Genomic DNA, 26693 nt, shown 5'->3' on the forward strand with positions numbered 1-26693 from the left:
AAATTATTTCTAATATAGTATAGAAGCAAAGGTATAGAATATGAAGAATCGAATTGAGGAAGAATACAATCGCAGGGAAGTGAAGCCCATCCGTCTGAATAAGTATATCAGCGATGCAGGCATTTGTTCCCGGCGTGAAGCAGACCGGTTGATCGAAGCCGGTAAAGTGAAGATAGATGGAGTGACGGCATCCTGCGGCATGAAGGTGTTGCCGAATCAGACAGTGACAGTTGGCAAGAAGGAGATCCGCGGAAAGAATGCCATGGTAGTGCTTGCAGTGAATAAACCGGCGGGTGTGGTCTGTACGGAAGACATGCGCACGAAGAATAATATCATTCGTTTTCTGGATTATCCGGTACGGGTGACTTATGTAGGACGCTTAGACAAAGATTCGGAGGGACTGCTTCTGATGACCAATAACGGTGACATCATTAATAAAATGATGCGCGCCGGCAACCGTCATGAGAAGGAATACAAGGTGACTGTGAACAAGCCGGTGACGGATGAATTTGTGGAACAGATGGCAGCAGGTGTGCATATTCAGGATAAGGAAAAAGGTCTGGATGCAGTGACCAGACCGTGTACGGTAGAGAAGATTGGAAAATATAAGTTCCGCATCGTACTGACACAGGGACTGAACCGTCAGATCCGCCGGATGAGCGAGGCGCTGGGGTATAAGGTGACAGAGCTTGTGCGTGTGCGTATTATGAATATCGAACTGGGGAATCTGAAGCGAGGCGAATATCGGAGCCTTACGGATGAGGAACTGAATGAATTATATGAAGAATTGAAAGGCTCGGAGAATGCGCCGGGCGGAAGAGGAAGATAGAAGATTATGAATAATAATACAGATACCAGGAGAATGCAGGAGCTGGTGGAGCTTCTGAACCGGGCGGCGAAAGCCTATTATCAGGATGCGGACGAGATTATGTCCAATTACGAATATGATGCACTGTATGACGAGCTGCAGGCACTGGAAGCTCAGACCGGAGTTACGTTGTCTTCCAGTCCGACGGTGAATGTAGGATATGAAGTATTAAGCGAGCTTCCAAAAGAACGGCATCCGAGTCCGATGCTGTCATTGGATAAGACAAAAGATGTTGCCGGACTGCAGGCATTTGCCGGAGACCAGAAAGTGGTCATGTCCTGGAAGATGGATGGGCTGACCATTGTATTAACCTATCGTGACGGCGGTCTTGTGAAGGCGGTTACCAGAGGAAATGGTGAAGTTGGCGAGGTTATTACAGCTAACGCCAGAACATTCAAGAATCTGCCGCTGCAGATTCCGTATAAGGGTGAGCTGGTTCTTCGTGGTGAGGCAGTGATCGGATATAAAGATTTTGAAAAGATTAATGAAGAGATTGCAGAAGTAGATGCCAAATATAAGAATCCGAGAAATCTGTGCAGCGGATCAGTCCGCCAGTTAAACAGCGAGATCACAGCAAAGCGTAATGTGAAGTTCTACGGATTTGCGCTGGTACAGGCAGAGGGTGTAGACTTCCATAATTCCAGAGCAGCGCAGTTAGACTGGCTTGCGAGTCAGGGTTTTGAAGTAGTAGAACATATTGTTGTGAGTCGGGAAGAGATACCGAATGAAGTTATTAAATTTTCGGAAAAAATCGTGTCGAATGATTTTCCGTCTGACGGACTTGTGTTAATATATGATGATGTAGCATACGGTCAGTCTCTGGGCAGAACATCGAAGTTTCCGAGAGATTCATTTGCCTTTAAATGGGCAGATGAGACGAGCAAGACGATATTGCGTGAGATTGAATGGAGCCCATCGAGAACAGGACTGATCAATCCGGTAGCAATCTTTGATCCGGTGGAACTGGAAGGTACGACTGTGAGCCGTGCCAGTGTTCATAATATCAGCATTATGGAAGAATTAGAGCTTGGTATCGGAGACCAGATCGAGGTCTATAAGGCGAATATGATCATTCCGCAGATTGCAGAGAATCTGACCAGAAGCGGTGTAAAAGACATTCCGAAGGTCTGTCCGGTGTGCGGAGGTGCCACGGAGATCCGAAGTATCAGTAACGCCAAAGCATTGTATTGCACCAATCCGGAATGTCAGGCGAAGCAGCTGAAGTCTTACGCATTGTTCGTAAGCCGGGATGCGCTGAACATTGATGGATTGTCGGAAGCTACATTGGAAAAGTTTATAGCCAGAGGTTTTATTCATGATTTCGCAGACCTGTTTCATCTGGAGCAGCATCGGGAGGAGATCTGTGAGATGGATGGATTTGGTGAGAAGTCGTATAATAACCTGATCGCCAGTGTGGAGAAGGCAAGAGAGACGACACTGCCGAGACTGATCTACGGACTTGGAATTGCCAATATAGGTCTTGCCAATGCGAAGCTGATCTGCAAGAAAATCGGACACAACCCGGAGAGGGTTATAGATCTGACCGCAGAAGATCTGGCTGCGATTGATGGAATCGGTGATGTGATCGCAGGTAATTATGTGGCGTATTTTGCAGATGCGGAGCACCGGGAATTATTTGAAAAGCTTCTAAAGGAAGTGAAGTTACCGGAAGAACAGGAAGATGTGGGCGAGCAGACATTTGCCGGAATGAACTTTGTGATTACCGGAAGTGTGGAGCATTTTGCTAACCGTAATGAGGTAAAGGCACTGATTGAATCCAAAGGTGGCAAGGTGACTGGTTCAGTAACATCCAAGACCAATTACCTGATCAATAATAACGTGGAATCTACATCCTCCAAGAATAAAAAGGCGAAAGATTTGGGTATTCCGATCATTACGGAAGAAGACTTTTTAAGGATGTTATAAATTAGGAGAAAACGAATGTCAGAAAAAGATAATATGAATCATAATGAATTGGAAAATGAAGTAGAAAAAGTAGATGACAAGGATGTTGTTGTCGAAGATCAGAAGAAAGATGATGATGAATATGAAAAGGTATGCTTCATCTGTCACAGACCGGAAAGCCAGACCGGCAAGATGATGGATCTGCCGAATCATATCAGTGTGTGTCCGGACTGCATGCAGAAGAGCTTTGATATGATGTCAGGCGGACAGATGGATTACAGCCAGCTTCTGAATATGCCGGGAGTGCAGATGTTCAGTGTGGATGATCTTGAGAATGTGATCCCAAAGAAGCAAAAGATCAAGAAGAAAAAAGAAGGCGAAGAGCGTAAGCCGATCCTGGATATCAAGGATATTCCGGCACCGCATAAGATTAAGGCGAAGCTGGATGACTTTGTAGTAGGACAGGAATATGCCAAGAAAGCAATGTCGGTAGCAGTATATAATCATTACAAACGTGTAGCAACGGATACGATGGATGATATTGAGATCGAGAAATCTAACATGCTGATGATTGGTCCTACCGGTTGCGGTAAGACATATCTGGTCAAGACACTGGCGAAACTTCTTGATGTGCCGCTTGCGATCACGGATGCAACGTCTCTGACTGAAGCGGGCTATATCGGTGATGATATTGAGAGTGTGGTATCCAAGCTTCTGGCGGCAGCGGATAATGATGTAGAGAAGGCAGAGCAGGGCATTATTTTCATCGATGAGATTGATAAGATTGCCAAGAAAAAGAATACCAGCCAGCGTGATGTCAGCGGTGAATCCGTTCAGCAGGGCATGCTGAAGTTATTAGAGGGCAGTGAAGTAGAAGTTCCTGTTGGAGCCAACAGCAAGAATGCTATGGTGCCGCTCACTACGGTGAATACCAAGAATATCTTATTTATCTGTGGCGGTGCATTTCCGGATCTGGACAATATTATCAAAGAGCGTTTGACCAAACAGGCAACTATTGGATTTAATGCAGAGCTGAAAGACAAATATGACCATGACAAGAATATTCTGTCTAAAGTAACGATTGAAGATCTGCGTGCATTTGGTATGATCCCAGAGTTTATCGGTCGTCTGCCAATTATATTTACGCTCCAGGGATTGGATGAAGATCTGCTGGTTAAGATTCTCAAAGAGCCTAAGAATGCCATCCTGAAGCAGTATCAGAAGCTTCTGGCGTTGGATGAAGTAAAGCTGGAATTTGAGGATGATGCGCTTCGTGCAATTGCAGAGAAAGCAGTGAAGAAGAATACAGGAGCCCGTGCACTTCGTGCGATCATCGAGGAATTTATGTTGGATATTATGTACGAGATTCCAAAGGATGACAGCATTGGTGAAGTAGTGATCACCCGATCTTATATAGAAGGAACCGGCGGTCCGGTGATCATGCTGCGCGGTCAGGAACTTCCACAGCTGGAAGGCTAATTATTCAGATACATACTGTATATACATACCTCGTATACTGAATTAAAAGGTGGCTGTTCAGAACCCCTTAACACAAGAAAAACTGTTATGCCATGCATGCATGAGAATAACAGTTTTTCTTGTGTGCAAGGTGGCTCGAATAGAGCCACCGCCCGTACATGAGCAAAATTAGCTGCGTAGCAGTGAGAAAGCACGAATTATCGTGCGATTTTGCGAATGTATGGGCGGGGCTCAGAACAGTTACAAAAAGTATATGAGGTGTTTTTATGGATCTGGAAATGTGCAGGGCGCAGATATTGTCGAATGATTATAGGGATTTTATTGTGTCAACGGATGGTGGAAGGATAAGCCTCCCTGCGCTTCCTGAGGAGGTGTGTTCGCAGGAGGTTGGGGCAGGATATGAGATCGTATATCTGAATAAGAATATTGCGGAACCCATTGATTTTGATCGGTATGTGTATAATGCGGTTCCACAGTGTTACGGTCTTTTGGATATGGATGTCATGAACCAGGCAGGGATTAGTCAGGTACAGTATTACCCAACGCTGAATGTGGCAGGTGAGGGGATTATGATTGGTTTTGTGGATACAGGGATTGATTATACGAACCCGGTGTTTCGTAAGCTGGATGGGAGTACCCGTATTGTGAGAATCTGGGATCAGACCATACAGGATGGTTCCGTACCGGATGGATTTTCCTATGGGAGTGAATATACGGAAGAAATGATTAACCAGGCGTTGCAAAGTGAGAATCCGAAAGTAATCGTACCGTCAGAAGATACCATTACTCATGGGACATTTGTGGCGAGTCTTGCATGCGGAAGTGGAAATGCAGAGAGCAGATTCCTTGGTGCGGCACCGGAATCAACGATTGCTATGGTGAAACTGAAGCCTGCCAAGCGCTATCTCAGAGATTTCTACGCGATTGCAGGAGAGTCGGTCTGCTATCAGGAAAATGATATCATGCTGGGAATCCGGTATCTCAGGAATCTTGCACAGAGGTATCAGATGCCATTGGTGATCTGTCTGGCGGTGGGAACCAGTTTTGGCGGACACAATGGCAATAATTCGTTGGACTTTATGCTGCAGATCTATGCCAACTCCAGCAATCAGATCATCGTGAGCGGCACCGGAAATGAAGCGAACCAGAGGCATCATTATCAGGGAAAGATAGAGGCACTTACCGAACGCAGAGAGATTGAACTTCAGGTCGGAACAGGTGTAGATGCATTTTCAATGGAACTGTGGGCAGAACTGCCGAATCTGATTGCTGTTTCGGTGATTTCACCATCCGGGGAAGTACTTCCGCGAATCTCCGTCAGGCAGAGTGGCATGTTTTCTTTTCGCTTTTTGTTTGAACAGACGACGGTGCAGGTATATAATCAGATTTTGTCCAAATTTAACAGTGCACAGCTGATCTTTATGCGTTTTTTAGCGCCAGTGCCTGGCATCTGGCGGATTGTGGCAGAACCGGTGCGGCTGGCAGATGGGATTTTCCATCTGTGGCTTCCGATGAAGGAGTTCCTGACAGGCAATGTAATCTTTCTGGAGTCTGATCCGGATACAACGCTTACCGGACCTGGGACAACGAGCTCGGTGATCACAGCAGCCTACTATAATGGAGATGAGAATAGTATTGATATTAACTCAGGCAGAGGATATACTAGACTTAATAATGTAAAGCCGGATTTTGCAGTGCCGGGCGTGAATGTGACCGGAGCGTTGCCGGGAGGAAGATTCGCAGAGCGAAGCGGTTCCAGCATCGGGACAGCGATTGCAGCAGGTGCGAGTGCGCTTTTGCTGGAATGGCTGTTGGAGCAGGAAAAGCGGTCGGCAGGTTATGATACGACGCAGCTCAAAGGACTTTTTATATTAGGTGCCAGAAAACGGACAGATATTGAGTATCCAGATAAAGCCTGGGGATATGGTGCATTGGATCTTTATGAGACACTGCGGACGATTCGGGAGTTATAAAACGTATATATACAAGAAAGGATGACAGAGATGGCAGGATTTTTTGATGATTTAGGAAAGAGACTTTCAGAGACAGCAAATGATCTGGGGAAGAAGGCAGAAGATACACTGGAGATACAGAAGAGAAAGAGCGATATCCGCTTTCTGGGTCGGGCAAATGACAGAGATTATATGGATATCGGCAAAATCCTATTTGAAAAGTATCGTAACGGTGAAGTTGTTGATACGGATATGGCAGCTCTTTGTGAAGCGATTGATCAGAGAAATGAAGAAGTTACAAAGATTCAGGCAGAGATTGACCGCATCAATGGTGTTGCTACAGCGGATGCAACGGAAGAGGAAGAGGTTTTTGAAGAGACCTCAGAAGAATAATGAAGTCCAGACTATATCCGGCAGTTGCAGCAGTTATCTGTGGAATGGATCTTTATCTGAAGAGCCGCGTAGAGAAATGTGTAAAACCAGGTGAGGAGAAAAAACTCTCCGGTACGCCATTTTCTATCCGCAAGGTGTATAACCGGGGAGTGGCGTTTAACCTGCTGCAGGATCAGCCGAAGACTATGCGGATGCTGACCACATCAGCGGTGGCAGCAGTCGTGGCGTATGATTTTATCTTACTTCATCAGAAAGGCAGACATCTGCTGAAGCTTGGCATGATGTGTATGACTGGTGGTGCGCTCAGTAACTTTGTCGATCGTGTCAGACACGGAAAAGTAGTGGATTATATAGGAATCCGCACCCACTGGGAAAAGTTCTCTTCCATTACCTATAATGTGGGAGACTTTGCTATCTTTGCAGGTGCGGTTATGACTGTACTATCTGAATTTTTTCAGAATAAAAATTAATAATCAGCGGCAGCTTATTTTATATCAAAGAACTCCTTGATCTGTCCCAGGATGATGTCCATCAGTCTGGTGCGTGCCTCTACACTTGCCCATGCAATGTGTGGAGTGATCAGGAGTTTTTTGCTGTCTTTGATCCGTCCTAACGGATTATCGGCAAGCATTGGTTCTACGCGGAGTACATCCAGTCCGGCAGCGGCAATCTCGCCGTTCTCCAGTGCGTCAGCCAGATCTTCTTCGACCACGATCGGTCCTCGTCCAACATTAATAAAGATACAGCTTGATTTCATTTTGCTCAGGGCATCCTTATTAATAAGATTCTCTGTATATTTATTCAATGGTGCATGTACAGAGATAATATCGGATTCTGCATATAAGGTGTCCAAATCTACCTGATGATAGCCGTCCTGAGCCGTTCTTCCGGATGCAGAAGCGTAGATGACATTGGCACCAAATGCGGATGCAATCGCAGCTACACGGCGTCCGATGTTGCCAAGACCTATGATTCCCCAGGTTTTACCTTTTATCTCGCAAAAACGCTCATCGAAGTGAGTGAATACGGTGTCTTGCGTATAGGCTCCATCTTTCACATAGTCATCATAGTAACGGAGCTTTTCCAACAGATAGAAGAGCATGGCAAATGTATGCTGCGCCACAGATTCGGTAGAATAGTCTGCTACATTGCGCCATGCGATACCGTGGCTGTCCAGATAATCCTTGTCCAGATTGTTGGTTCCTGTTGCAGTCAGGCAGACCAGCTTCAGGTTCTTAGCTGCACCTATGGTGGCTTTGTTGACAGGGATCTTGCTGAGCACGGCTACATCTGCATCAGCAATCAGTTCCGGTGTCTGTTCGGCAGTTGCGATTGGGTATTTAACGACTTCTCCAAGAGCATCAAATCCGGAGAGATCAATGTCATCTCCAATACTCTGTGCTTCTAAAAAAACGATTTTCATGGCTTATCCTCCTAAAAAATTCCGTATACATTGTAACGCATCTTTTTCAGAATAGTCAATCTAAATAGAGTGTAGGCAAATGTGAACAAAAGAATAAAAATAGAACACGCTCTGATTGTTAAAAATGTATAAAAACGTGTGCAGTTTAGACTGATAATTAGCCAAAAAAACAAATAAAAAAAGTCAATTGACTGACAAAATACACAAAAGATGGAATGTGATTGATAAGAATGGTAGTAATTAGTACTACTAAACACTATTTAAAGATAATTATTTCACAAGTAGTGAAAAAATTAACCTGTGTGACACAAAAATGTCAGTAAATTTGACAAAAAAGACTTGAAAATTGCAAAATAATATGGCACAATACAGTCAGAGATTAGAGCCAAACAAAAATACATATTAAGGAGGAAGTTATGGCAAAGAAAGAAGAAATCAAAGCACCGGAAGTTAGCACACCAGAAGTTAATACACCTGAATGGCTGGAGCAGAAGATGGCCAAGATGAAAGAGGCCCAGAAGATCTTCGCAACATACACTCAGGAACAGGTTGATAAGATCTTTTTCGAAGCGGCTATGGCAGCTAATAAGGCACGTATTCCGCTGGCAAAGATGGCAGCCGAAGAGACAGGAATGGGAATCGTAGAAGATAAGGTAATCAAGAACCATTACGCAGCAGAGTATACTTATAATAAATATCGTCACTTGCAGACATGTGGTGTTCTGGAAGAGGATCCGGCATATGGTATTAAGAAGATCGCTGAGCCGGTTGGCCTGGTAGGAGCTATCATTCCTACAACGAACCCGACATCTACAGCTATCTTCAAGACATTGATCTGTCTGAAGACAAGAAACGCAATCATCATCAGCCCACATCCACGTGCTAAGAAATGTACAAGAGCAGCAGCTATGCTGGTAGCAGAAGCAGCTGTAAAAGCTGGTGCACCGGAAGGTATCATCGACTGTCTGGAAGAGCCAACAGTTGAGATGTCCGGTCTGATCATGGCAAATGCAGATGAGATCCTTGCAACAGGTGGTCCGGGAATGGTAAGAGCAGCTTACTCATCAGGAAAGCCGGCACTTGGTGTAGGACCTGGTAACACACCGGTTATCATGGATTCAAGCTGTGATATTCAGAAATCTGTATACTCAGTCATCCATTCTAAGACATTTGATAATGGTATGATCTGTGCTTCTGAGCAGTCTGTAACAGCAATCGCAGACATTTATGACGAAGTACGCGCTGAGTTTATCAAACGTGGATGTCATATGCTTAATAAGAAAGAACTCGATATGGTACGCGAGATTATCCTGACACCTGCAGGAAGCGTTAATCCTAAGATCGTAGGACAGCCGGCAGCAGAGATTGCTAAATTAGCTGGATTTGAAGTACCTGCAGATACCAAGATCCTGATTGGTGAGGTTACATCTGTAGATGTATCAGAGCCATTTGCACATGAGAAGCTGTCTCCGGTACTTGCTCTTTACAAAGCAAAAGATTATGAGACCGCACTTCAGATGGCTGAGCAGCTTGTATCTGACGGTGGATACGGACATACATCATCTCTGTACATCAATGTAAATGAAAAAGAGAAGATGGCTGAGCATGCAGCACGCATGAAGACTTGCCGTATTCTGATCAACACACCTTCTTCTCACGGTGGTATTGGTGACCTTTATAACTTCGGATTAGCTCCGTCACTGACATTGGGATGCGGCTCTTACGGCGGCAACTCTGTATCAGAGAACGTAGGTCCGAAACACCTGCTGAACATCAAGACCGTTGCCGAAAGGAGAGAAAATATGCTGTGGTTCAGAACACCTCAGAAGGTATACTTTAAGAAGGGCTGCCTGCCAGTAGCACTGGATGAATTAAAGAATTATTATGATAAGAAAAAAGCGTTTATCGTAACTGACGGATTCCTGTTCAGCAGCGGTATGACAGCTCCTATTACTGATAAACTTGATGAGATGGGCATTCAGTATGCATGCTTCTATGAAGTAGCACCGGATCCGACACTTCAGATCGCAAGAAAAGGTCTGGAGCAGTTAAAGGCATTCCAGCCAGATGTAATCATCGCTCTTGGCGGTGGATCATCTATGGACGCAGCGAAGATCATGTGGCTCATGTATGAGCATCCAGAGTGCAACTTCGAAGACCTGGCTATGGACTTCATGGATATCCGTAAGAGAGTATACACATTCCCGAAGATGGGCGAGAAAGCTATGATGGTAGCAATTCCTACTTCATCAGGTACAGGTTCTGAGGTTACACCATTTGCTATCATCACAGATGCAGATACAGGTACAAAATGGCCGATCGCTGACTACGAGCTTCTGCCGAACATGGCAATCGTAGATACAGATTTCATGATGACCCAGCCGAAGGGACTGACCAGTGCATCTGGTATCGATGCCCTGACACATGCTCTGGAAGCATACGTATCTATCATGGCTACAGATTACACAGATGGTCTGGCTCTCAAAGCTGGTAAGAACATCTTTACATATCTGCCAGATGCATACGAGAAGGGCGCTGCTGATCCAATCGCAAGAGAAGGAATGGCTAATGCATCTACAATGGCTGGTATGGCATTTGCCAATGCATTCCTGGGAGTATGCCACTCTATGGCACACAAGCTTGGTGCATATCATCACCTGCCACACGGTATTGCTAACGCACTGTTGATCGAGCTTGTTATGAAATACAATGCAGATCCGGCACCGGTTAAGATGGGAACATTCTCTCAGTATCCATATCCAAAGGCTAAAGAGAGATATGCTGAATTCGGAAGATTCTGTGGCGTAACAGGTAAGAATGATGACGAAGTATTTGATAACTTCATCAAAGCTATCGCAGAACTGAAAGAAAAAGTTGGAATCAAGAGAACAATTAAAGAATATGGTATTAAGGAAGAAGACTTCCTCGCTACATTGGATGAAATGGTAGAGAATGCATTCAATGACCAGTGTACAGGTGCTAACCCAAGATATCCTCTGTTCAAAGAAATTAAGGAAATTTATCTGAAAGCGTACTACGAAGGAAAATAAGTTTCTCCAAATATGTTATATTTATAAGATTAGAGAAAGGCACTGCCGCATCAGCGGTAGTGCCTTTCTCGTTGGCATATATAAGAACAGGACGCTTATTCTGGCGTCCTGTCTGAAAATACAATTAAAATATCATGTAGATTATTTGGTTCCGAAGATACGGTCTCCGGCATCTCCAAGACCCGGGCAGATGTAAGCATCTTTGTTCAGCTCACGATCAACATGTCCGATATAAATCTGTACATCCGGATGCGCTTCGTGTACGCGCTTTACGCCTTCCGGCGCTGCGATGATGGACATGAGTTTGATGTGCTTTCCGCCGTGCTGCTTGATGAAGTCAAGGGCTGCGATAGCAGATCCGCCGGTGGCAAGCATCGGATCGGTAACAACGATCAGTCGTTCATTGATCGGATCCGGAAGTTTGCAGTAGTACTCATGTGGCTCATGAGTTTCTTCGTCGCGATATAGTCCAATATGTCCTACCTTTGCAGAAGGTACCAGTGCAAGGATGCCATTAACCATACCAAGTCCAGCTCTTAAGATCGGTACAACCGCAAGTGTCTTGCCGGCGATGACTGGAGTCTTGCAGGTTTCAATCGGAGTCTCTACTTCAATATCTTCAAGCGGAAGATCACTCAGAGCTTCAAATCCCATTAACATGGCTATTTCTTCTACCAACTTACGAAATTCATTAGTTCCTGTGTGCTTGTCACGCAATTTTGAAATCTTATGCTGAATCAGTGGGTGCTTTAATTCGATTACGTTTTCCATGATTTTCCTCCTCGTGTGAAATACGTTTTCTCTATTATAATTCGTAACAGCAGTATGCGTCAATGGGTTTAAGCTTTGAAGTGCTCCAACATGACAGGCATACACTTGTGACTGTATTCGCTCAGCGAGAATTCACCTCTGCTGAGGCACCAGTCAGACACTAATGCGCGTTCACACATGGTAAAATACTTGGTAATCTCTGTGGCGGACATGTCATTTCGGATCTGCCCGCGCATCTGACCTTCTGTAACAATGCGGGTGATAAATTTGTAATATGTGCGGTTCTGATCCAGGAGATTTCGCTGTCCTTGTGATACGAGCTGGGTAGAGTAGAGGGATGCGATCAGATCAATGCTGATATTTTCCTCGATCATTTTATGGGCTTCGTAATTCACATTCAGAAGCTTTACAAAAGAATTGAGATCAGGATTCATTCGGCTTTCTAATTCTTCGTAAAAATCATCCAGAATCACAGACAGTGTATTTAACAGTTCGTCTTTTGTGTTGAAGTAATAATAAAAGGATCCCTTTGATGTACCAGACAGAGCAATGATATCATCCACGGTAGTACCGTTATAGCCTTTTTCATGAAAAAGCTGCCATGCTGCGGTTACGATTCTGTTCTTGGCGCTTTTTCCTTTTTTTGTACGTTCCATAGATTCTCCTTGAAAACAAAATATAATTGTTAAATAAGAAGGCCTTTTACACATGAGCGTGTGTGAAAGGCCTTCTCAGACTTTAAACTGCTAAGCAGTTATTCGTTTGATTTAGTTGAAGGACTGCTCTGTACGGTTAATGATCTCGTCCTGTAATGGTTTAGACAGGTTACGGAAGAAGTCACTGTATCCGGCTACACGAACGATCAGATCCTTGTAGTCATCTGGGTTGTTCTGCGCATCGATCAGAGTCTGTCTGTCGATGACATTGAACTGTACATGATGTCCATCCATTGCGAAGTAGCTTCGGATCAGACTTGCCATGTTGTTCAGACCTTCCTCACCTGCAACTACATCAGGAGTGAACTTCTGGTTCAGCAGAGTACCTGCTGTTGCCAGGTGATCCATCTTAGCGCAGGATTTGATAACAGCTGTCGGTCCGTTCGTATCAGCGGATTTCTCAGGAGAGATACCCTCAGATACAGGTACGTGAGCCTTACGTCCGTTAGCAGTAGCACCGATTACTTCGCCGAAGTATACGTGGCAGGTAGTAGGAAGCATATCTACACCGTATTTACCACCCTTCATGTTCGGACGACCTGTGATCAGATCATGGTACAGATAAAATACATCCTGCATCAGATCATCAGCATAGTCATCATCATTACCATACTTAGGTGATTTGTCATGAACCATACGATAGATTGCATCGTAACCTTCGTAGTTGTGATCCATAGCTTCGATCAGTTCTTCCATTGTGAAGTTCTTCTTGTCGTATACATTGTATTTGATAGCTGCAAGACAGTCGGAAATAGTTCCGATACCTACACCCTGGATGTAGTTGGTATTGTATCTTGCACCACCTGCGTTGTAATCCTTAGCATTGCTGATGCAGTCATTGGTTACAACTGACAGACAAGGAGCCGGCATATATTCTGCATACAGTTTCTCGATTACGTTGTTACCACGGATCTTGATATCGATGAAATGTTTCATCTGTTTCTTAAATGCATTCCACAGTTCTTCGTATGTCTTGAAGTCTTTTGCGTATCCGAGTTTCAGACCAAGCTGCTTGCCGGATACATTGTCATATCCATTGTAAAGTGTAAGCTGGAAGATCTTAGGAATGTTCATGTATCCTGTCAGGATATATGCTTCGCTTCCCCATGCTCCGGTCTCTACACATCCTGAAGAACCGCCGCGGCGTGCGTCTTCCAGAGACTTACCTGCGTTGACAAGCTCCATAGTCTGAGCTTCTGTATTATAGAATGCTGGCTGACCCCATCCTTTTCTGGAGATCTCGCAAGCTCTCTTTAAGAATTTGGTAGGTGTTTTCTTGCTGATGGTTACGTTAGAGTTTGGCTGAACCAGTTTCATGTCGTCCATACAGTCAAGGATCAGGTAGCTGACAGCGTTGACACCGTCTTTTCCATCAGGTGTAACACCACCGGTATTAATATTGGCAAAGTCAGTGTAAGTAGCACTTTCTTTCAGTGTGATACCTACTTTAACTGGTGCCGGCTGGTTGTAGAATTTAACCCATAAGCATTCCAGAAGTTCCAGAGCTCTTTCGTCATCCAGAATACCTGCTTCTGTATCTGCTTCGTAGTATTTGATCAGATGCTGATCCATACGTCCCGGACTGAATGCATCCCATGGATTCAGCTCTGTGGTAACTGCGAGGTGTGTGAACCAGTATAACTGGATTGCCTGCCAGTAAGTCTGTGGAGCATGAGCCGGTACGACTTCCAGATTGGCTGCGATCTGAAGGAGTTCTGCCTTACGTGTCTCGTCAGTCTCTTTTTCAGCCATCTCAAGTGCCAGCTTGTGGTATCTCTCACCAAGGATGATTACTGCATCACAGGAGATATCCATAGCTTTCAGTTCTTCTAATTTATCAAGGGCTTCCGGGTCATTCATGAAATCCAGAGAATCCATAGTCTTTTTGATCTTTTCTTTGTAATCCATGTATCCGGTAGTGAATACCTGCTCACCACCACATGTATGTCCAGGACCTCTCTGCTCCATGAACTCTGTGAACATACCTGCTTCGTAGCAGTCATGCCATTCCGGAGTCATCATAGAGAGAAGCTTCTCACGCATGGTCTTGCCTTTCCAGTAAGGAATGATCTCTTCGGCCTGAAGCTTTCTGTCTTCTTCTGTAGTATGGAAGGAAACCAGATCACGCTCGCTCATAACAGTCATATCCTCTACACTGTGGCAGCACAGCTCTGGGAATGTAGGAGACGCCTGTGGATCTTTACCTTTTTCACCGACGATCAGTTCGCCGTCTCCCAGGTACAGAGTCTTCTTGGAGAAATATTCCTTCAGAACCATAGATCTCATAACCGGGATAGAATATTTGCCCTCATTTTCTTTGTAGAAATCTGTCTCAATCTTAGCTCTTTCCAGGTCAATATGTACTGGTGTGTTCACGCTGAGATCTCTTAATTTCTGGATTCTTTCGTTCATGCCTCGTTTTGTTGCCATTTCTCTAACCTCCTATTTTAGTGTTTTGAAATCCTGCATCCTTGAAAAGCTGTACAAAACTTTCCATTTCTTCTTTGGATGGTGCATGTAAATCTGTTCCTTTATATTCCATATCCAGCTTGGCGTATTTGCCACTGCCTGTATCGTGATAAGGCAGGAGATTCACCTGAGCCGGGTGGATGTCGTGTTCTTTCAGAAACCTGATTGTCTCTGTCATATTCTGTTCATTACCGTTGACCTCTTTTACAGTAGGAATACGGATATAAATGCGGGCGCCTGCGTCAGACAGCTTCACCAGATTCTCGAGGATCAGCTTGTTGTCAACGCCGATATATTTTTTATGAAGCTCCGGATCCATGACTTTGACATCATATAAAAATGTATTCACATATGGAAGGATCGCTTCAAATTTATCATAGGAAACCTGACCACAGGTGTCAATAGTAAGAGTGATATCTTCATGCTTTAATGCCTTGGCAATTGCAAGAATGTAATCCGTTGACATGGTCATGACCTCACCGCCGGAGAGTGTAACACCGCCGCCGGAATCTTCGTAGAACATCAGATCCTTCTTTAACTCGCGGATCAAATTCTTAACAGGGTATTCTTCGCCGATGATCTCGCGGATACCTTGTGGACAGAAGTTCGTACATTTGCCACAGAGCTGACAGACTGTCTTGTCGAGTACCGGTTTGCCATCCTGCATCGTGATCGCACCGGACGGACAGACCTTAGCACAGCAGCCGCAGCCCGTACATTTTTCAGAATCATATTGAAGCTCCTGCTCATAACGCTGTGTCTCAGGGTTGTGACACCATTCACATTTGAGCGGACAGCCTTTGAAAAATACGGTTGTGCGGATTCCGTCACCATCATGTATAGAGAATTTTTGAATGTTGGTAATCAGATTCATCGTATTTTTATTCCTTTCTTATCAGGGTTATAGACTATGGTTTGTACTACAGTCTAAAAGTACCATATAACGGTTAGATTGTCAATAGTTTGACAGATGAAAACGAAAATGCAAGAAAGAAAATTAAAAAATTCAAAAAAAGACTGGAAATGTTTTAAACTATGGTATATAATCACGTCAAGCGTTACCAAAGAAGGCATCCTTAAAAAGGTGCCTTTTTTTGCACTTTTTTAGACATTTTATGAAATGCGTCTAAAAATCATGAAAAATAGCAAAGAGGAATTGAACTTTAGTCTAAAAAGTGTTATATTATTAACGTGTATAAAATTATAGAGGATGTCAATATGAACCTGAACGACCAGAAAGTAGTACAAAAAGATATGGATTTTCTTTATCTTGGGAATTTGAAGACTGTGACGTTTAATCTTGCACTTCCTGCAAAAGGGAAGTACGGATCAGAGATCAGTTGGAGTTCGGGAGAAGAACGTTTCCTGGATACAGATGGCAGGGTGAACCGTCCGTTATATGGCATGGGAAACCGGGAAGTGCTTTTGACAGGTACTTTTACATATGGAGAAGCGATTGCCAGCAAAGTATATGCAGTGACGATCCTGGAACAGGAGAATCCACATCATAATGCAGATACATATCCTATAGAAGTTACCGTGCAGGGAAGACCTGATAAAGATGCAGAAGTTTATCAGAACGCAGAGGCAGAGATCCGGATACTTCCGGGGAATGCATTTTACGAGGCACAGGAACGGATGCATCAGTATTTGCTTTCGATGGATGATGACAGTATGCTGTATCATTTCCGGAAGGCGTCTGGGCTGGACACCAGGGGCGCGGAATGCCCATATGGATGGGACGCTGAGGAAAGCCAGATTCAAGGACATACCACTGGACATTATCTTTCGGCACTGGCACTTTGCTATCGTGCGACAGGAGATGTGCGAATCCGGGACAAAGCAGTTTATATGGTAGATGAACTGGAAAAGTGTCAGCAGGCTTTTCGAAATATAGACGGTATTCATGAAGGTTTTTTAAGTCCATACTCAGAAGAGCAATTTAATCTGTTGGAAGAGTATACACCATATCCGAAGATCTGGGCACCATATTATACACTTCATAAGATCATAGCAGGTCTGTTGGACTGTTACCTATATATTAATAAGAAAGAAGCTCTCTCCATTGCAGAACAGATGGGAGAGTGGACATGGCACAGATTATCACGGCTCCCGGAAGCGCAGCTTAAGAAGATGTGGAGCATGTACATAGCCGGAGAATTTGGCGGTATGAATGTGGTAATGGCACAGCTTGCAGAGTTGACAGGCAAAGAAGAATTCCTGAAGTGTGCCAGATTATTTGATAATGACAAGTTATATCGGCCACTGATGCGTTATCAGGATCAGCTGAATGGAATCCATGCGAATCAGCATATTCCGCAGATCCTGGGAGCGATAGAAATATACAAAGCATCAGGGGATCTAAAGTATCTGGAGATGGCAAGAGCGTTCTGGACGACGGTAACGGAGAATAGAACTTATGCCACAGGTGGTGTCGGTGAGGGCGAGATGTTCCAGGGGTACCGGGAAATCGGAAAGCTTCTGACAGCATCGACCCAGGAGACATGTGCTTCATATAATATGCTGAAGCTCACCAGAGAACTGTATCAGATGGATCCTGACAGCAGGTATATGGACTATTATGAAAAGACTCTTTATAACCACATTCTGGCAACACCAGATGAAAGCGGGAGCGGAGAAAGTACTTATTTCTTTCCGCTTGGACCGGGGATGAAGAGAGAGTTCTTATTTGAAAACAGCTGTTGTCATGGAACCGGCATGGAGAGTCACTTTAAGTATCAGGAAGGTATGTATTTCCAGAAAAGGGATGCATTCTTTATAAATATGTATATACCGTCTGAATTCAGCCAGGATGATATGAAGCTTCATATGGAGTGTGTATCACAGCGCAGACAGGAATATGAACTGAGTATTCAGAATAGCACATTTCGGAAGTTATATCTTCGCTATCCGGAGTGGGCAGATGAATGTTTGCTGGAGATGGATGGAGAAGTGTTGGAGACGAAGAAAAATAAAGCCGGGTATATCGAGATCACGATGCACTCCAGTGATGTGAAACTTCGGATTCGGTGGACGCCGGGTGTGAAAGTGCTTCGAGCACCGGATGAACCGGAAAAAGTAGCAATCCAATATGGACCATATATTATGGCAGCACTTTCGGAAGAGACTGATTTCCTGGAACTTCCGGTGAAAGAGGCTGAGATTGCAGAACGGATGGAATGGATAGATGAACATGAAGACGAACTGAGTTTCCGGCTTGGTGGCTGGAAATGGATTCCGGTTTACGAAGTGGGAGACAGAGCGTATCATGTATATACGATAATTAAGTGAAAGGCAGGTATAAGCAGACATTATGAATCGATTAGAAGAATTAAGAAGCTACATGGAAAAAGAAGGACTGGACGGATTTTATATTGCTAAGCCGGCCAATGTCAGATGTATCAGCGCATACACAGGCGATGATTCGTACCTGTTTATTGATAAAGCAAATCAGTATTTTATCACAGATCCGAGATATACCGAGCAGGCAGGTATGGAATGCCCGGATTATGAGATTATCAACTGGAGATCAACCAGTATTGGTAATGTAATCTCAGAACTGTGTAAGAAAGATGGAGTTAAGACTGTTGGTTTTGAACAGGATCATCTTACATTTGAGACATGGAAATCCATGCAGGATATGATCGATGCAGAATTAGTACCGACATTGAATGTGGTTGAAAGATTCCGTGAATTGAAGACACCGGAAGAGATCCAGAAGTTAAGAGTTTCCTGTGATATTGCTTCCAGAGCATTTGATAAGATTCTTCAGGACATCAAAGTGGGAGTGACAGAGAAGGAACTCGCTTCCAGGTTATCACATTACATGGTAATGGAAGGCGCAGATACCAAGCCGTACGGAGGAATCCTGATCTCAGGACCTAAGACATCACTTCTTCATGGCATTCCGGGCAACAGAGCCCTGGAATACGGAGATTTCGTGCTGATGGATTATGGATGCCAGTATGATGGTTATCTTTCCGATATGACAAGAACGGTAGTTGTCGGTAAGGCAACGCCGAAGCAGAAAGAAGTATATAAGCTTTGCAGACAGATGACAGAGGATGTTGAAGCAACAATCAAACCGGGAGTTACCGGCGAGGACTGCTATCAGGCATCACTGAAAGCGATAGAAGGAACTGAATATATGCCGTATAACTACACGGGAATCGGTCATGGAGTAGGTTTGTTTGTACATGAACTTCCATTTATTGGTAAGAACCATACCGATGTGCTGCAGGCAGGCAGCGTAATGACGGTAGAACCAGGTATTTATATCCCGGGATGGGGTGGTGTCCGGATCGAAGATCAGGGTATCATTACAGAGAATGGATATGAGAACCTGATAAGTGCTACACATGAGCTAATAGAACTTTAAAGAAGGAGGACAACTTATGAAAAAGAGAGTATTAGCTGCATTTTTAAGTATGGCAATGGTAGCAGGTCTTGCTACAGGCTGTGGAACACCAGGCGGTGGAAGCTCAGATGGAGATTCATCTGACGGAAAAGTATTCCGTTATGCTGTAAACACACTGCCGACTACTTTGGACCCGACTAAGGGACAGAGCATTGGTGACAATGAGATTCAGCATGCGATCACAGAAGGACTTACACGTAACACCGCTGGTGACGTTAAGCCGGGTATCGCAGAGAGCTGGGATGAGTCTGAGGATGGACTTACTTACACATTCCACCTGCGTAAAGATGCAAAATGGAGCGATGGAGAGCCAATCACAGCTGGTGACTTCGAGTACAGCTGGAAGAGACTGGTTAATCCTGAAACAGCCAGCCCATATGCATTCATCGGTGACTGCTTAAAGAATGGTCAGGCCATTGAGCAGGGTAACATGGATGTTGAGGAACTGGGAGTTAAGGCTGTAGACGACAACACACTTGAGGTAACACTTGAGCACCCGACATCATACTTCCTGAGTCTGATCGGATCATCAGGACAGTTTGCACCACTTCGCCAGGACATTGTTGAAAAATACGGCACAGACTTTGCTGCAACTTCAGAGAAGAACGTATACTCTGGTCCGTTTGTAATGACAAGCTCAGAGGATAATGTATGGACATTCGAGAAGAACGACAATTACTGGGATAAAGATTCTATTAACCTTGATAAATGTGAGCTGAACTACGTAGAGAACACAGATACACAGCTTTCAATGTATGAGGCAGGAGATCTGGATTATGTACAGGTTCCTACAGCATACGTTCCGGATTACAAGGACAAAGCTGAAGTATTTGCAAATGGTAACGTTGACTTCTGTTACATCAACTCTAAGAGCGACAACCCGGTACTTGGCAACAAGAACTTCCGTCTTGCTCTGAACTATGCACTGAATCGTAACGATTACAACAAGCTTGCTAATGCTGATACATACACAGCATTCAACGGACTGGTATTCCCGGGACTGCAGGCTAAGGGAACTACATACGGTGAAGCATATGACCTGAACTCTTACTCATATCCACTGGATGGAGATCAGGACAAAGCTACAGAATACCTGAACGCTGCTATGCAGGAACTTGGTATTGCTAATGCTTCTGATATCACAGTTGAAGTAGTTACAACAGATGCTGACTCAAGCAAGAGAATCGTTGAGACTCTTCAGGAGCAGTGGCAGAATGCACTTGGAATCAATGTGAAGATCCGTCAGGTAACATACGCTGACATCTACGGCAAAGTATTCCCAGAGCATGATTATGAGATCGGTTATGGCGGATGGGGATCTGACTATGATGATCCTTACAGCTACCTTGAACTGTTCAAGAGCGACAGCTCTTACAACTACAGCCAGTATGAGAATCCGGAAGTTGATCAGCTTCTGGCAGCATCTCAGGATGAGGCTGATACAGATGCACGTATGGATGAACTGAACAAAGCTGAGCAGGATATCCTTGCTGATGGCGCATTTGTACCTCTTCAGACAAGAAATGTATACTACATGTTGGATGATGATACAACAGGTATCAACTTCTACTACTGCAGTCTGAACATCGACTGGGTATATGCAGACGTAAACGCTAAATAAGCATTTATATCTGAATGGTAAGATAATAGCCTATTATACAGAGTCCCGGTTTTTCCGGGACTCTGTACAAGATTAGAATGAAAAGGTGATTCAGGGAAGAAGGAATCATCTTCCTTTCCTGAATCCCCTTTTCATATCTGTTTAGGAGGAAAAAGATGTTTAAGTATGTTGTTAAGCGGGTGATCGCAGCTATTATTACACTTTGGGCACTTGTTACCATCGTGTTCTTCCTGGTTCGTCTGATGCCTGGTGATCCATTTACCAGTGCAAAGCTGACAAAAGAAGTAGCTGCTAACATGAGATCGTACTACGGCTTTGATAAGCCGCTGATCCAGCAGTATTTCACCTACCTGGCGAACTTGCTGCATGGCAATTTCGGTTACTCTATGAAGTACACCAATAAGACAGTTAACTATATTATCGGACAGACATTCCCATATTCTGCCGACCTTGGAATCCGTGCACTGGTAATGGCCGTATCTTTTGGTCTGGTGCTTGGTATTATTGCCGCTAGAAACCGTGGCAAGAAGCTGGATTTCTTCTGTGTAATCATTGCGATTATCGGAACAAGTATTCCGGACTTCATTATGGGAGCAATTTTACAGTATTTCTTCGGAATTAAATGGGGACTCTTCCCTGTGGCAAAGTATCTGGGCTTCAGATACACCATTCTTCCGGCAACCGCCCTGGCGTTCTATACGCTGGCATCTGTGTCGCGAATTATGAGATCCAGTATGCTGGAAGTAACATCACAGGATTATATAAAGACAGCTCGTTCAAAAGGATTGTCTGAGTTCAGAATCACATTCAAGCATCAGATCCGTAATGCGATCATGCCTGTAATGACAATTCTGGGACCTACAGTAGCGTCTGTACTTACCGGTACATTCGTTATCGAGTCTATTTTTGCTATTCCTGGAATGGGTAAATATTATGTATCAAGTGTAAATGAAAATGATTATGCGATGATTCTTGGAATGACCGTATTCTATGGCTTCTTCCTTGTAACGTGTAATCTGATTGTAGATATTATGTACGGCGTGGCCGATCCACGAGTACGTATTGGTAAAAGGTAGGTGAGAGAAGTGGCTGAACTGAACAAAGAAATGTTTACTATTAAGGGTAAAAATACAGAACGTATGGAATCCATCAGCAGACCGTCACTCTCTTTCTGGCAGGATGCATGGCGCAGATTAAGAAAGAACCGTGCCGCATTTGTCGGACTTTGCATTATCGTGCTGTATGCGTTACTTGCAATATTTGCACCAATGCTCAGTCATTATGGATTTTCAACCATGGATCCGAATGCGATTCATGCAGGACCGTCTTCAGCACACTGGCTTGGATGTGATGCAACAGGTCGTGATCTGTGGGTTCGTACATGGATGGGAGCAAGAACATCTCTGACAATCGGTCTGCTCTCCGCATTTATTAATATGTGTGTAGGTGCAGTAGTAGGTGGTCTGTGTGGATACTATGGCGGTAAGCTGGATATGATCGTCATGCGTATCGTTGATGTGTTATATGGTATCCCGAGTCTGATCATTACGATTCTGGTTATGATCGTATTAGGTAAAGGTATTACATGTCTGATCGTTGCGATGTGTATCGTAGGATGGATCGGTACCTGTCGTTTCGTGCGTGGTGAGGTATATCGTCTGAAAGAGCAGGATTTCGTAATGGCTGCTAAGGTACTCGGTATCCCGGATATCGTAATCATCCTTCGTCACATTATTCCGAATATTCTTGGTATGATGGTAACAAACCTGTGTATGGCTATTCCAAACGCAATCTTCCAGGAAGCATTCTTAAGTTACATCGGTCTGGGTATTGCACCTCCGAATTGTAGCTGGGGAGTTCTGGCAAAAGAAGGTATCCAGTTCCTGCGGATCCATCCGCATGAGATTGTTATGCCGGCGTTTTTCATCTGTACAACGATGCTTGCCCTGAACCTGCTGGGTGACGGACTGCGCGATGCAGTAGATCCAAAGCTTCGTGGAACTGAATAGGAGGAGCAGAAGATGTCTGAAAGAGAAAATATTCTTGAATTAAAGAATGTAGTATATTCCTTCCACACCTATGGTGGAGAAGTAAAGGCTGTACGTGATGTCAGCTATGAAGTCCGCCAGGGTGAGATTCTGGGAATCGTGGGAGAGTCCGGATGTGGAAAGAGTGTAACAGCTCAGTGTATTCTGCGTCTGAATCCGGAGCCGCCTGGATTCTTCGAAGGTGGAGAAATCTTATACAAAGGGCAGGATGTCCTGAAAATGTCTAAAAAAGAGATCCGTAAGATCAGAGGACGTGAGATCGGATTTGTATTCCAGGATCCAATGACTTCTCTGAATCCAACCATGAGAGTTGGTGCTCAGATTGAAGAGGTATTCCTTGGACGTACGGATGTCAGCAAAAAAGAAGTAAAAGAAAGAGCTATGGATATCATGCGCCTGGTAGGTATCTCTGATGTAGAGAAACGTTACAAACAGTATCCGCATGAGCTTTCCGGAGGTATGAAACAGCGTGTTATGATCGCGATTGCTCTGGTTAGCCGTCCAAGTGTAATTATTTGTGATGAGCCGACAACATCTCTGGATGTTACAATCGAAGCACAGATCCTGGATCTGTTGTTGGAACTTCGTGAGAAACTCGGCACATCTATCATCATGATCACACATGACCTGGGTGTTATTTCTCGTCTGTGCGACCGTGTAGTAGTAATGTATGGTGGTAAGATTGTAGAAAAAGGTGAGATCGGTGAGATCTTCTACAATACCGCCCACCCATATACCAAAGGTCTGATGCAGTCTATCGCCAAACTGGATACAGCCAAAGGCGAGAAACTGAAACCGATCGAAGGTACACCTCCGGATCTGTTCGCACCTCCGAAAGGATGTCCGTTTGCAGCAAGATGTGAATACTGTATGGATGTCTGTGAACAGTTACCGCCGGAAGCATATACAGTAGCAGATGATCATACAACATTCTGCTGGCTGCAGCATGAGATGGCACCGGAGACAGATTTGAAGAAAGCAACAGCTAAGAAAGGAGAGGTGTAAAATGGAAAATGAAAACAAGCAGCCTCTCGTGCAGGTAAAAGATCTGTGTAAATATTTCCAGATCAACAGACATGCTACTTTGAAAGCTGTAGATCATGTGAGTTTTGATATTCATAAAGGAGAGACTGTTGGTCTGGTAGGTGAGTCTGGATGTGGTAAGTCTACAACGGGTCGTTGCATGATCCGTCTGTATGAGCCTACGGAAGGAGAAGTTATTTACGATGGTAAGGACATTACCAAGCTGTCGAAAGAAGAACAGAAAAAATTCTGCCAGAAGGTGCAGATGATCTTCCAGAATCCATATGCATCCCTGAATCCTCGTATGACGGTTAAGGAGATTGTAGGAGAAGGTATTAAGCATCATGGACTTGCCGGTAAGGATGTAGATCAGAAGGTAGAAGAACTTCTGGAGACGGTTGGTCTGAATAAGGATCATATGTCACGTTTTCCTCATGAATTCTCAGGTGGACAGAGACAGCGTATCGGTATTGCCCGTGCACTTTCTGTAGATCCGGAATTCATCATCTGTGATGAGCCGATCTCAGCTCTGGACGTATCTGTTCAAGCGCAGGTTATCAACATGCTGAAAGAACTGCAGGAGACAAGAGAGTTGACATATTTGTTCATCGCCCATGACCTGAGTGTTGTTAAGTATATTTCTGACCGTGTAGTTGTAATGTATCTGGGAACTATTGTAGAGACAGCAGAGACAGAAGAACTGTATTCTAATCCAATGCATCCGTATACAAAGGCGTTGCTTTCCGCTATTCCGGAAGCTGATCCGGATAAGGCTAAGAGCAATAAGCGTATCCCGATTAAAGGAGAGATCCCTAGCCCGATCAATCCGAAGGAAGGATGCCGATTTGCAGGACGTTGCCAGTATGCGACAGAGAGATGTCATCAGGAGACACCACAGGCAAGAGAAGTGAAACCAGGACATGTGGTTGCATGCCATCTGATGGATGAACAGTAAAATGTATCTATTGCATAGCTGATGCGATTGTGAAATAATAGGGAGTGGGAAACCACTTCCTATTTTTTATGGATTGCTATACAGAAATGGTGATTGTACGTTGAGTAGGTGTTGACTTACTCGATTGAGTTAAATAGGAGGAAAATACAGAAAAGAGGTAAAGACAGGATGAAGGCAGAATTTCATAAGGGCAATCGAGAAAGATTATATGCGAAACTTCCGTCAGGATCACTGCTTGTAATGTTCTCTGGTGAAGAAATCACCAAGACGAATGACGAGTACTATCCATTCTTTGCAGACAGAAGTTTTGTATATCTGACAGGATTAGAGTGTAAGGAGGCAGTTCTTCTGGCAGCAAAAGACGCAGAAGGCAGTGTAGAGGAACGTATCTACATTCTTCCGCCGGATGCATTTGCGGAAAGATGGACAGGTGTGCGTGTAAAGCCATATGAGGCGACAGAGATTTCGGGAGCAGAAGATATCCGTTCTAATGAGAAATTTGAGACAGATTTCCGTGCGTTGGCTAATAGCGGTAATTACGGACATTTGTATCTGGATCTGTTCCGCATAAATGCAAAAGACATCGACCGTCCGGCTCAGAGATTTCTGAACTATGTACAGCAGCAGGTGCCGTTCTTTACTATTGGCAATGCCAATGCGTTGGTAAGAGAACTGAGACTGATTAAACAGCCATGCGAGATTGAAGCACTGCGTCAGGCAGAGAAGATTACAAAGGCTGGTATTGTGGCGATGATGGAAGCGTCTAAACCAGGCATGTATGAATACCAGTATAAAGCAGAATTTGACCGTGCGCTGGGACAGTTCGGACCGAAAGGACCTGGATTCCCGTCTATTATTTCTGCAGGCAAGAATAATTTCTGCATCCACTATTACAGCTATCAGGGACAGGCTCAGGATGGCGACATGGTGCTGAATGACGTAGGAGCACAGTGGGATAACCTGATCACAGACGTATCCCGTGGATGGCCTTGTAACGGTAAATACAGCGAGAAGCAGAAGTTGCTGTTTAACTGTGCACTGGAGACATCTAACCATATGTTCTCAATTGTGAAGCCTGGTATGGAGATGAAAGAAGTTGACGCAGAGATTCGCAGATACAACTGTGAGCAGCTGAAACAGGCAGGTGTGCTGAAATCATACGATGAGATTGGTACATATATGTGGCACGGTGGAGCACATCACATTGGTTACGATGTACATGATGTGGTTAAGACACCGGAGACCATTGCACCGGGTATGGCATTCTGTATTGATGTAGGTATTTACCATGAAGAGTGGGGCATCGGATTCCGTCTGGAAGACAACTGTCTGGTGACAGAGAACGGATGTGAGAACCTGTCAGGAGATATTCCGAGAACAATTGAAGATATCGAAGCTGTTATGAATTAAAGTATGTCGAGAGTATTCTTGAATTATTATACGGGTAGAACCAGATTTTTATAATTTAGGCAGGGTGTCCGGAACGGATAAATCGGGGAATGAAGTGATGTTGTATCATAAAAGTTGACACCCTATTCTCAAGGATTTTGATATATAATTATAATCAATACGAGAACAGGAGAAATAACCTATGGCACAGAAT

General features: G+C 44.3%; 20 protein-coding genes. 15 read left to right on the plus strand and 5 right to left on the minus strand.

The window, feature by feature from the left end:
* The first annotated feature begins 40 nt into the window (after nt 1–40).
* The 6 genes from OCV65_RS08750 to lspA all read left to right on the plus strand — a co-directional run bounded on the left by OCV65_RS08750 (nt 41) and on the right by lspA (nt 7067).
* Nucleotides 41–829 carry a pseudouridine synthase gene (locus OCV65_RS08750; protein ID WP_262581729.1) on the plus strand — a complete coding sequence of 263 codons (789 nt, stop codon included), beginning with the start codon at nt 41–43 and terminating at the stop codon, nt 827–829.
* A 33-nt stretch (nt 830–862) separates the two neighbouring features.
* A complete protein-coding gene (gene ligA / locus OCV65_RS08755) occupies nt 863–2794 on the plus strand; it encodes an NAD-dependent DNA ligase LigA (protein WP_262581747.1) in 1932 nt (643 codons plus the stop codon).
* A gap of 15 nt (nt 2795–2809) precedes the next feature.
* The gene (gene clpX, locus OCV65_RS08760) at nt 2810–4252 is read left to right on the plus strand and encodes an ATP-dependent Clp protease ATP-binding subunit ClpX (protein WP_118383640.1); all 1443 of its coding nucleotides are present in this window, start codon (nt 2810–2812) and stop codon (nt 4250–4252) included.
* Between the two features lie 266 nt (nt 4253–4518).
* Complete coding sequence (locus OCV65_RS08765; protein WP_262581730.1) at nt 4519–6225, plus strand: S8 family peptidase; 1707 nt, start codon at nt 4519–4521, stop codon at nt 6223–6225.
* A 30-nt stretch (nt 6226–6255) separates the two neighbouring features.
* The gene (locus OCV65_RS08770; RefSeq protein WP_262581731.1) at nt 6256–6597 is read left to right on the plus strand and encodes a hypothetical protein; all 342 of its coding nucleotides are present in this window, start codon (nt 6256–6258) and stop codon (nt 6595–6597) included.
* Nucleotides 6597–7067: a signal peptidase II gene (gene lspA / locus OCV65_RS08775; protein ID WP_262581732.1), complete on the plus strand. Its 471-nt coding sequence runs from the start codon at nt 6597–6599 to the stop codon at nt 7065–7067. The genes OCV65_RS08770 and lspA overlap by 1 nt, the downstream gene beginning before the upstream one ends.
* A 14-nt stretch (nt 7068–7081) precedes the next feature.
* Here the strand turns inward: lspA and OCV65_RS08780 are convergent, their stop codons facing one another.
* Nucleotides 7082–8020, minus strand: a complete 939-nt coding sequence (locus OCV65_RS08780; RefSeq protein ID WP_262581733.1) for a D-2-hydroxyacid dehydrogenase — start codon at nt 8018–8020, stop codon at nt 7082–7084.
* A 416-nt stretch (nt 8021–8436) separates the two neighbouring features.
* Between OCV65_RS08780 and adhE the strand changes: the two genes are divergently transcribed.
* Nucleotides 8437–11070 carry a bifunctional acetaldehyde-CoA/alcohol dehydrogenase gene (gene adhE, locus OCV65_RS08785; RefSeq protein ID WP_262581734.1) on the plus strand — a complete coding sequence of 878 codons (2634 nt, stop codon included), beginning with the start codon at nt 8437–8439 and terminating at the stop codon, nt 11068–11070.
* 141 nt (nt 11071–11211) lie between these two features.
* Here the strand turns inward: adhE and upp are convergent, their stop codons facing one another.
* The 4 genes from upp to OCV65_RS08805 all read right to left on the minus strand — a co-directional run bounded on the left by upp (nt 11212) and on the right by OCV65_RS08805 (nt 15900).
* Nucleotides 11212–11841, minus strand: coding sequence for a uracil phosphoribosyltransferase (upp, locus tag OCV65_RS08790; protein ID WP_262581735.1), 630 nt, complete (start codon nt 11839–11841; stop codon nt 11212–11214).
* 68 nt (nt 11842–11909) lie between these two features.
* Nucleotides 11910–12497 carry a TetR/AcrR family transcriptional regulator gene (locus tag OCV65_RS08795; protein WP_262581736.1) on the minus strand — a complete coding sequence of 196 codons (588 nt, stop codon included), beginning with the start codon at nt 12495–12497 and terminating at the stop codon, nt 11910–11912.
* Nucleotides 12498–12608: 111 nt separating this feature from the next.
* Nucleotides 12609–14987 carry a trans-4-hydroxy-L-proline dehydratase gene (gene hypD, locus OCV65_RS08800; protein WP_262581737.1) on the minus strand — a complete coding sequence of 793 codons (2379 nt, stop codon included), beginning with the start codon at nt 14985–14987 and terminating at the stop codon, nt 12609–12611.
* Between the two features lie 4 nt (nt 14988–14991).
* Nucleotides 14992–15900, minus strand: a complete 909-nt coding sequence (locus OCV65_RS08805; protein ID WP_262581738.1) for a trans-4-hydroxy-L-proline dehydratase activase — start codon at nt 15898–15900, stop codon at nt 14992–14994.
* A gap of 344 nt (nt 15901–16244) precedes the next feature.
* On the opposite strand from OCV65_RS08805, the gene OCV65_RS08810 reads away from it, so the two are divergent.
* The 8 genes from OCV65_RS08810 to OCV65_RS08845 all read left to right on the plus strand — a co-directional run bounded on the left by OCV65_RS08810 (nt 16245) and on the right by OCV65_RS08845 (nt 26500).
* Nucleotides 16245–18317, plus strand: a complete 2073-nt coding sequence (locus OCV65_RS08810) for a glycoside hydrolase family 127 protein (RefSeq protein ID WP_262581739.1) — start codon at nt 16245–16247, stop codon at nt 18315–18317.
* Between the two features lie 22 nt (nt 18318–18339).
* A complete protein-coding gene (locus tag OCV65_RS08815) occupies nt 18340–19404 on the plus strand; it encodes a M24 family metallopeptidase (protein WP_262581740.1) in 1065 nt (354 codons plus the stop codon).
* A 16-nt stretch (nt 19405–19420) separates the two neighbouring features.
* A complete protein-coding gene (locus OCV65_RS08820) occupies nt 19421–21064 on the plus strand; it encodes a peptide ABC transporter substrate-binding protein (RefSeq protein WP_262581741.1) in 1644 nt (547 codons plus the stop codon).
* Nucleotides 21065–21219: 155 nt separating this feature from the next.
* Nucleotides 21220–22140 carry an ABC transporter permease gene (locus tag OCV65_RS08825; RefSeq protein WP_262581742.1) on the plus strand — a complete coding sequence of 307 codons (921 nt, stop codon included), beginning with the start codon at nt 21220–21222 and terminating at the stop codon, nt 22138–22140.
* Between the two features lie 9 nt (nt 22141–22149).
* Nucleotides 22150–23073, plus strand: coding sequence for an ABC transporter permease (locus OCV65_RS08830; protein WP_262581743.1), 924 nt, complete (start codon nt 22150–22152; stop codon nt 23071–23073).
* A gap of 12 nt (nt 23074–23085) precedes the next feature.
* Nucleotides 23086–24117 (plus strand): ABC transporter ATP-binding protein, encoded by a 1032-nt coding sequence (locus OCV65_RS08835; protein ID WP_118453127.1) that lies wholly within the window; start codon nt 23086–23088, stop codon nt 24115–24117.
* A 1-nt stretch (nt 24118) separates the two neighbouring features.
* Nucleotides 24119–25090, plus strand: coding sequence for an ABC transporter ATP-binding protein (locus OCV65_RS08840; RefSeq protein WP_262581744.1), 972 nt, complete (start codon nt 24119–24121; stop codon nt 25088–25090).
* A gap of 168 nt (nt 25091–25258) precedes the next feature.
* The gene (locus OCV65_RS08845) at nt 25259–26500 is read left to right on the plus strand and encodes an aminopeptidase P N-terminal domain-containing protein (protein WP_262581745.1); all 1242 of its coding nucleotides are present in this window, start codon (nt 25259–25261) and stop codon (nt 26498–26500) included.
* Nucleotides 26501–26693 lie beyond the last annotated feature (193 nt).

Origin of the sequence: Dorea ammoniilytica, from assembly GCF_025567415.1 — a bacterium.
GTDB lineage: Bacteria > Bacillota > Clostridia > Lachnospirales > Lachnospiraceae > Claveliimonas > Claveliimonas ammoniilytica.

Coding starts and splice junctions, on each gene's coding strand:
- ligA (WP_262581747.1), top strand. CDS start 863: ATGCAGGAGCTGGTGGAGCTTCTGAACCGGGCGGCGAAAGCCTATTAT.
- OCV65_RS08805 (WP_262581738.1), bottom strand. CDS start 15,900: ATGAATCTGATTACCAACATTCAAAAATTCTCTATACATGATGGTGAC.
- OCV65_RS08840 (WP_262581744.1), top strand. CDS start 24,119: ATGGAAAATGAAAACAAGCAGCCTCTCGTGCAGGTAAAAGATCTGTGT.
- upp (WP_262581735.1), bottom strand. CDS start 11,841: ATGGAAAACGTAATCGAATTAAAGCACCCACTGATTCAGCATAAGATT.
- clpX (WP_118383640.1), top strand. CDS start 2,810: ATGTCAGAAAAAGATAATATGAATCATAATGAATTGGAAAATGAAGTA.
- OCV65_RS08810 (WP_262581739.1), top strand. CDS start 16,245: ATGAACCTGAACGACCAGAAAGTAGTACAAAAAGATATGGATTTTCTT.
- OCV65_RS08750 (WP_262581729.1), top strand. CDS start 41: ATGAAGAATCGAATTGAGGAAGAATACAATCGCAGGGAAGTGAAGCCC.
- OCV65_RS08795 (WP_262581736.1), bottom strand. CDS start 12,497: ATGGAACGTACAAAAAAAGGAAAAAGCGCCAAGAACAGAATCGTAACC.
- hypD (WP_262581737.1), bottom strand. CDS start 14,987: ATGGCAACAAAACGAGGCATGAACGAAAGAATCCAGAAATTAAGAGAT.
- adhE (WP_262581734.1), top strand. CDS start 8,437: ATGGCAAAGAAAGAAGAAATCAAAGCACCGGAAGTTAGCACACCAGAA.
- OCV65_RS08770 (WP_262581731.1), top strand. CDS start 6,256: ATGGCAGGATTTTTTGATGATTTAGGAAAGAGACTTTCAGAGACAGCA.
- lspA (WP_262581732.1), top strand. CDS start 6,597: ATGAAGTCCAGACTATATCCGGCAGTTGCAGCAGTTATCTGTGGAATG.
- OCV65_RS08815 (WP_262581740.1), top strand. CDS start 18,340: ATGAATCGATTAGAAGAATTAAGAAGCTACATGGAAAAAGAAGGACTG.
- OCV65_RS08765 (WP_262581730.1), top strand. CDS start 4,519: ATGGATCTGGAAATGTGCAGGGCGCAGATATTGTCGAATGATTATAGG.
- OCV65_RS08825 (WP_262581742.1), top strand. CDS start 21,220: ATGTTTAAGTATGTTGTTAAGCGGGTGATCGCAGCTATTATTACACTT.
- OCV65_RS08845 (WP_262581745.1), top strand. CDS start 25,259: ATGAAGGCAGAATTTCATAAGGGCAATCGAGAAAGATTATATGCGAAA.
- OCV65_RS08780 (WP_262581733.1), bottom strand. CDS start 8,020: ATGAAAATCGTTTTTTTAGAAGCACAGAGTATTGGAGATGACATTGAT.
- OCV65_RS08835 (WP_118453127.1), top strand. CDS start 23,086: ATGTCTGAAAGAGAAAATATTCTTGAATTAAAGAATGTAGTATATTCC.
- OCV65_RS08820 (WP_262581741.1), top strand. CDS start 19,421: ATGAAAAAGAGAGTATTAGCTGCATTTTTAAGTATGGCAATGGTAGCA.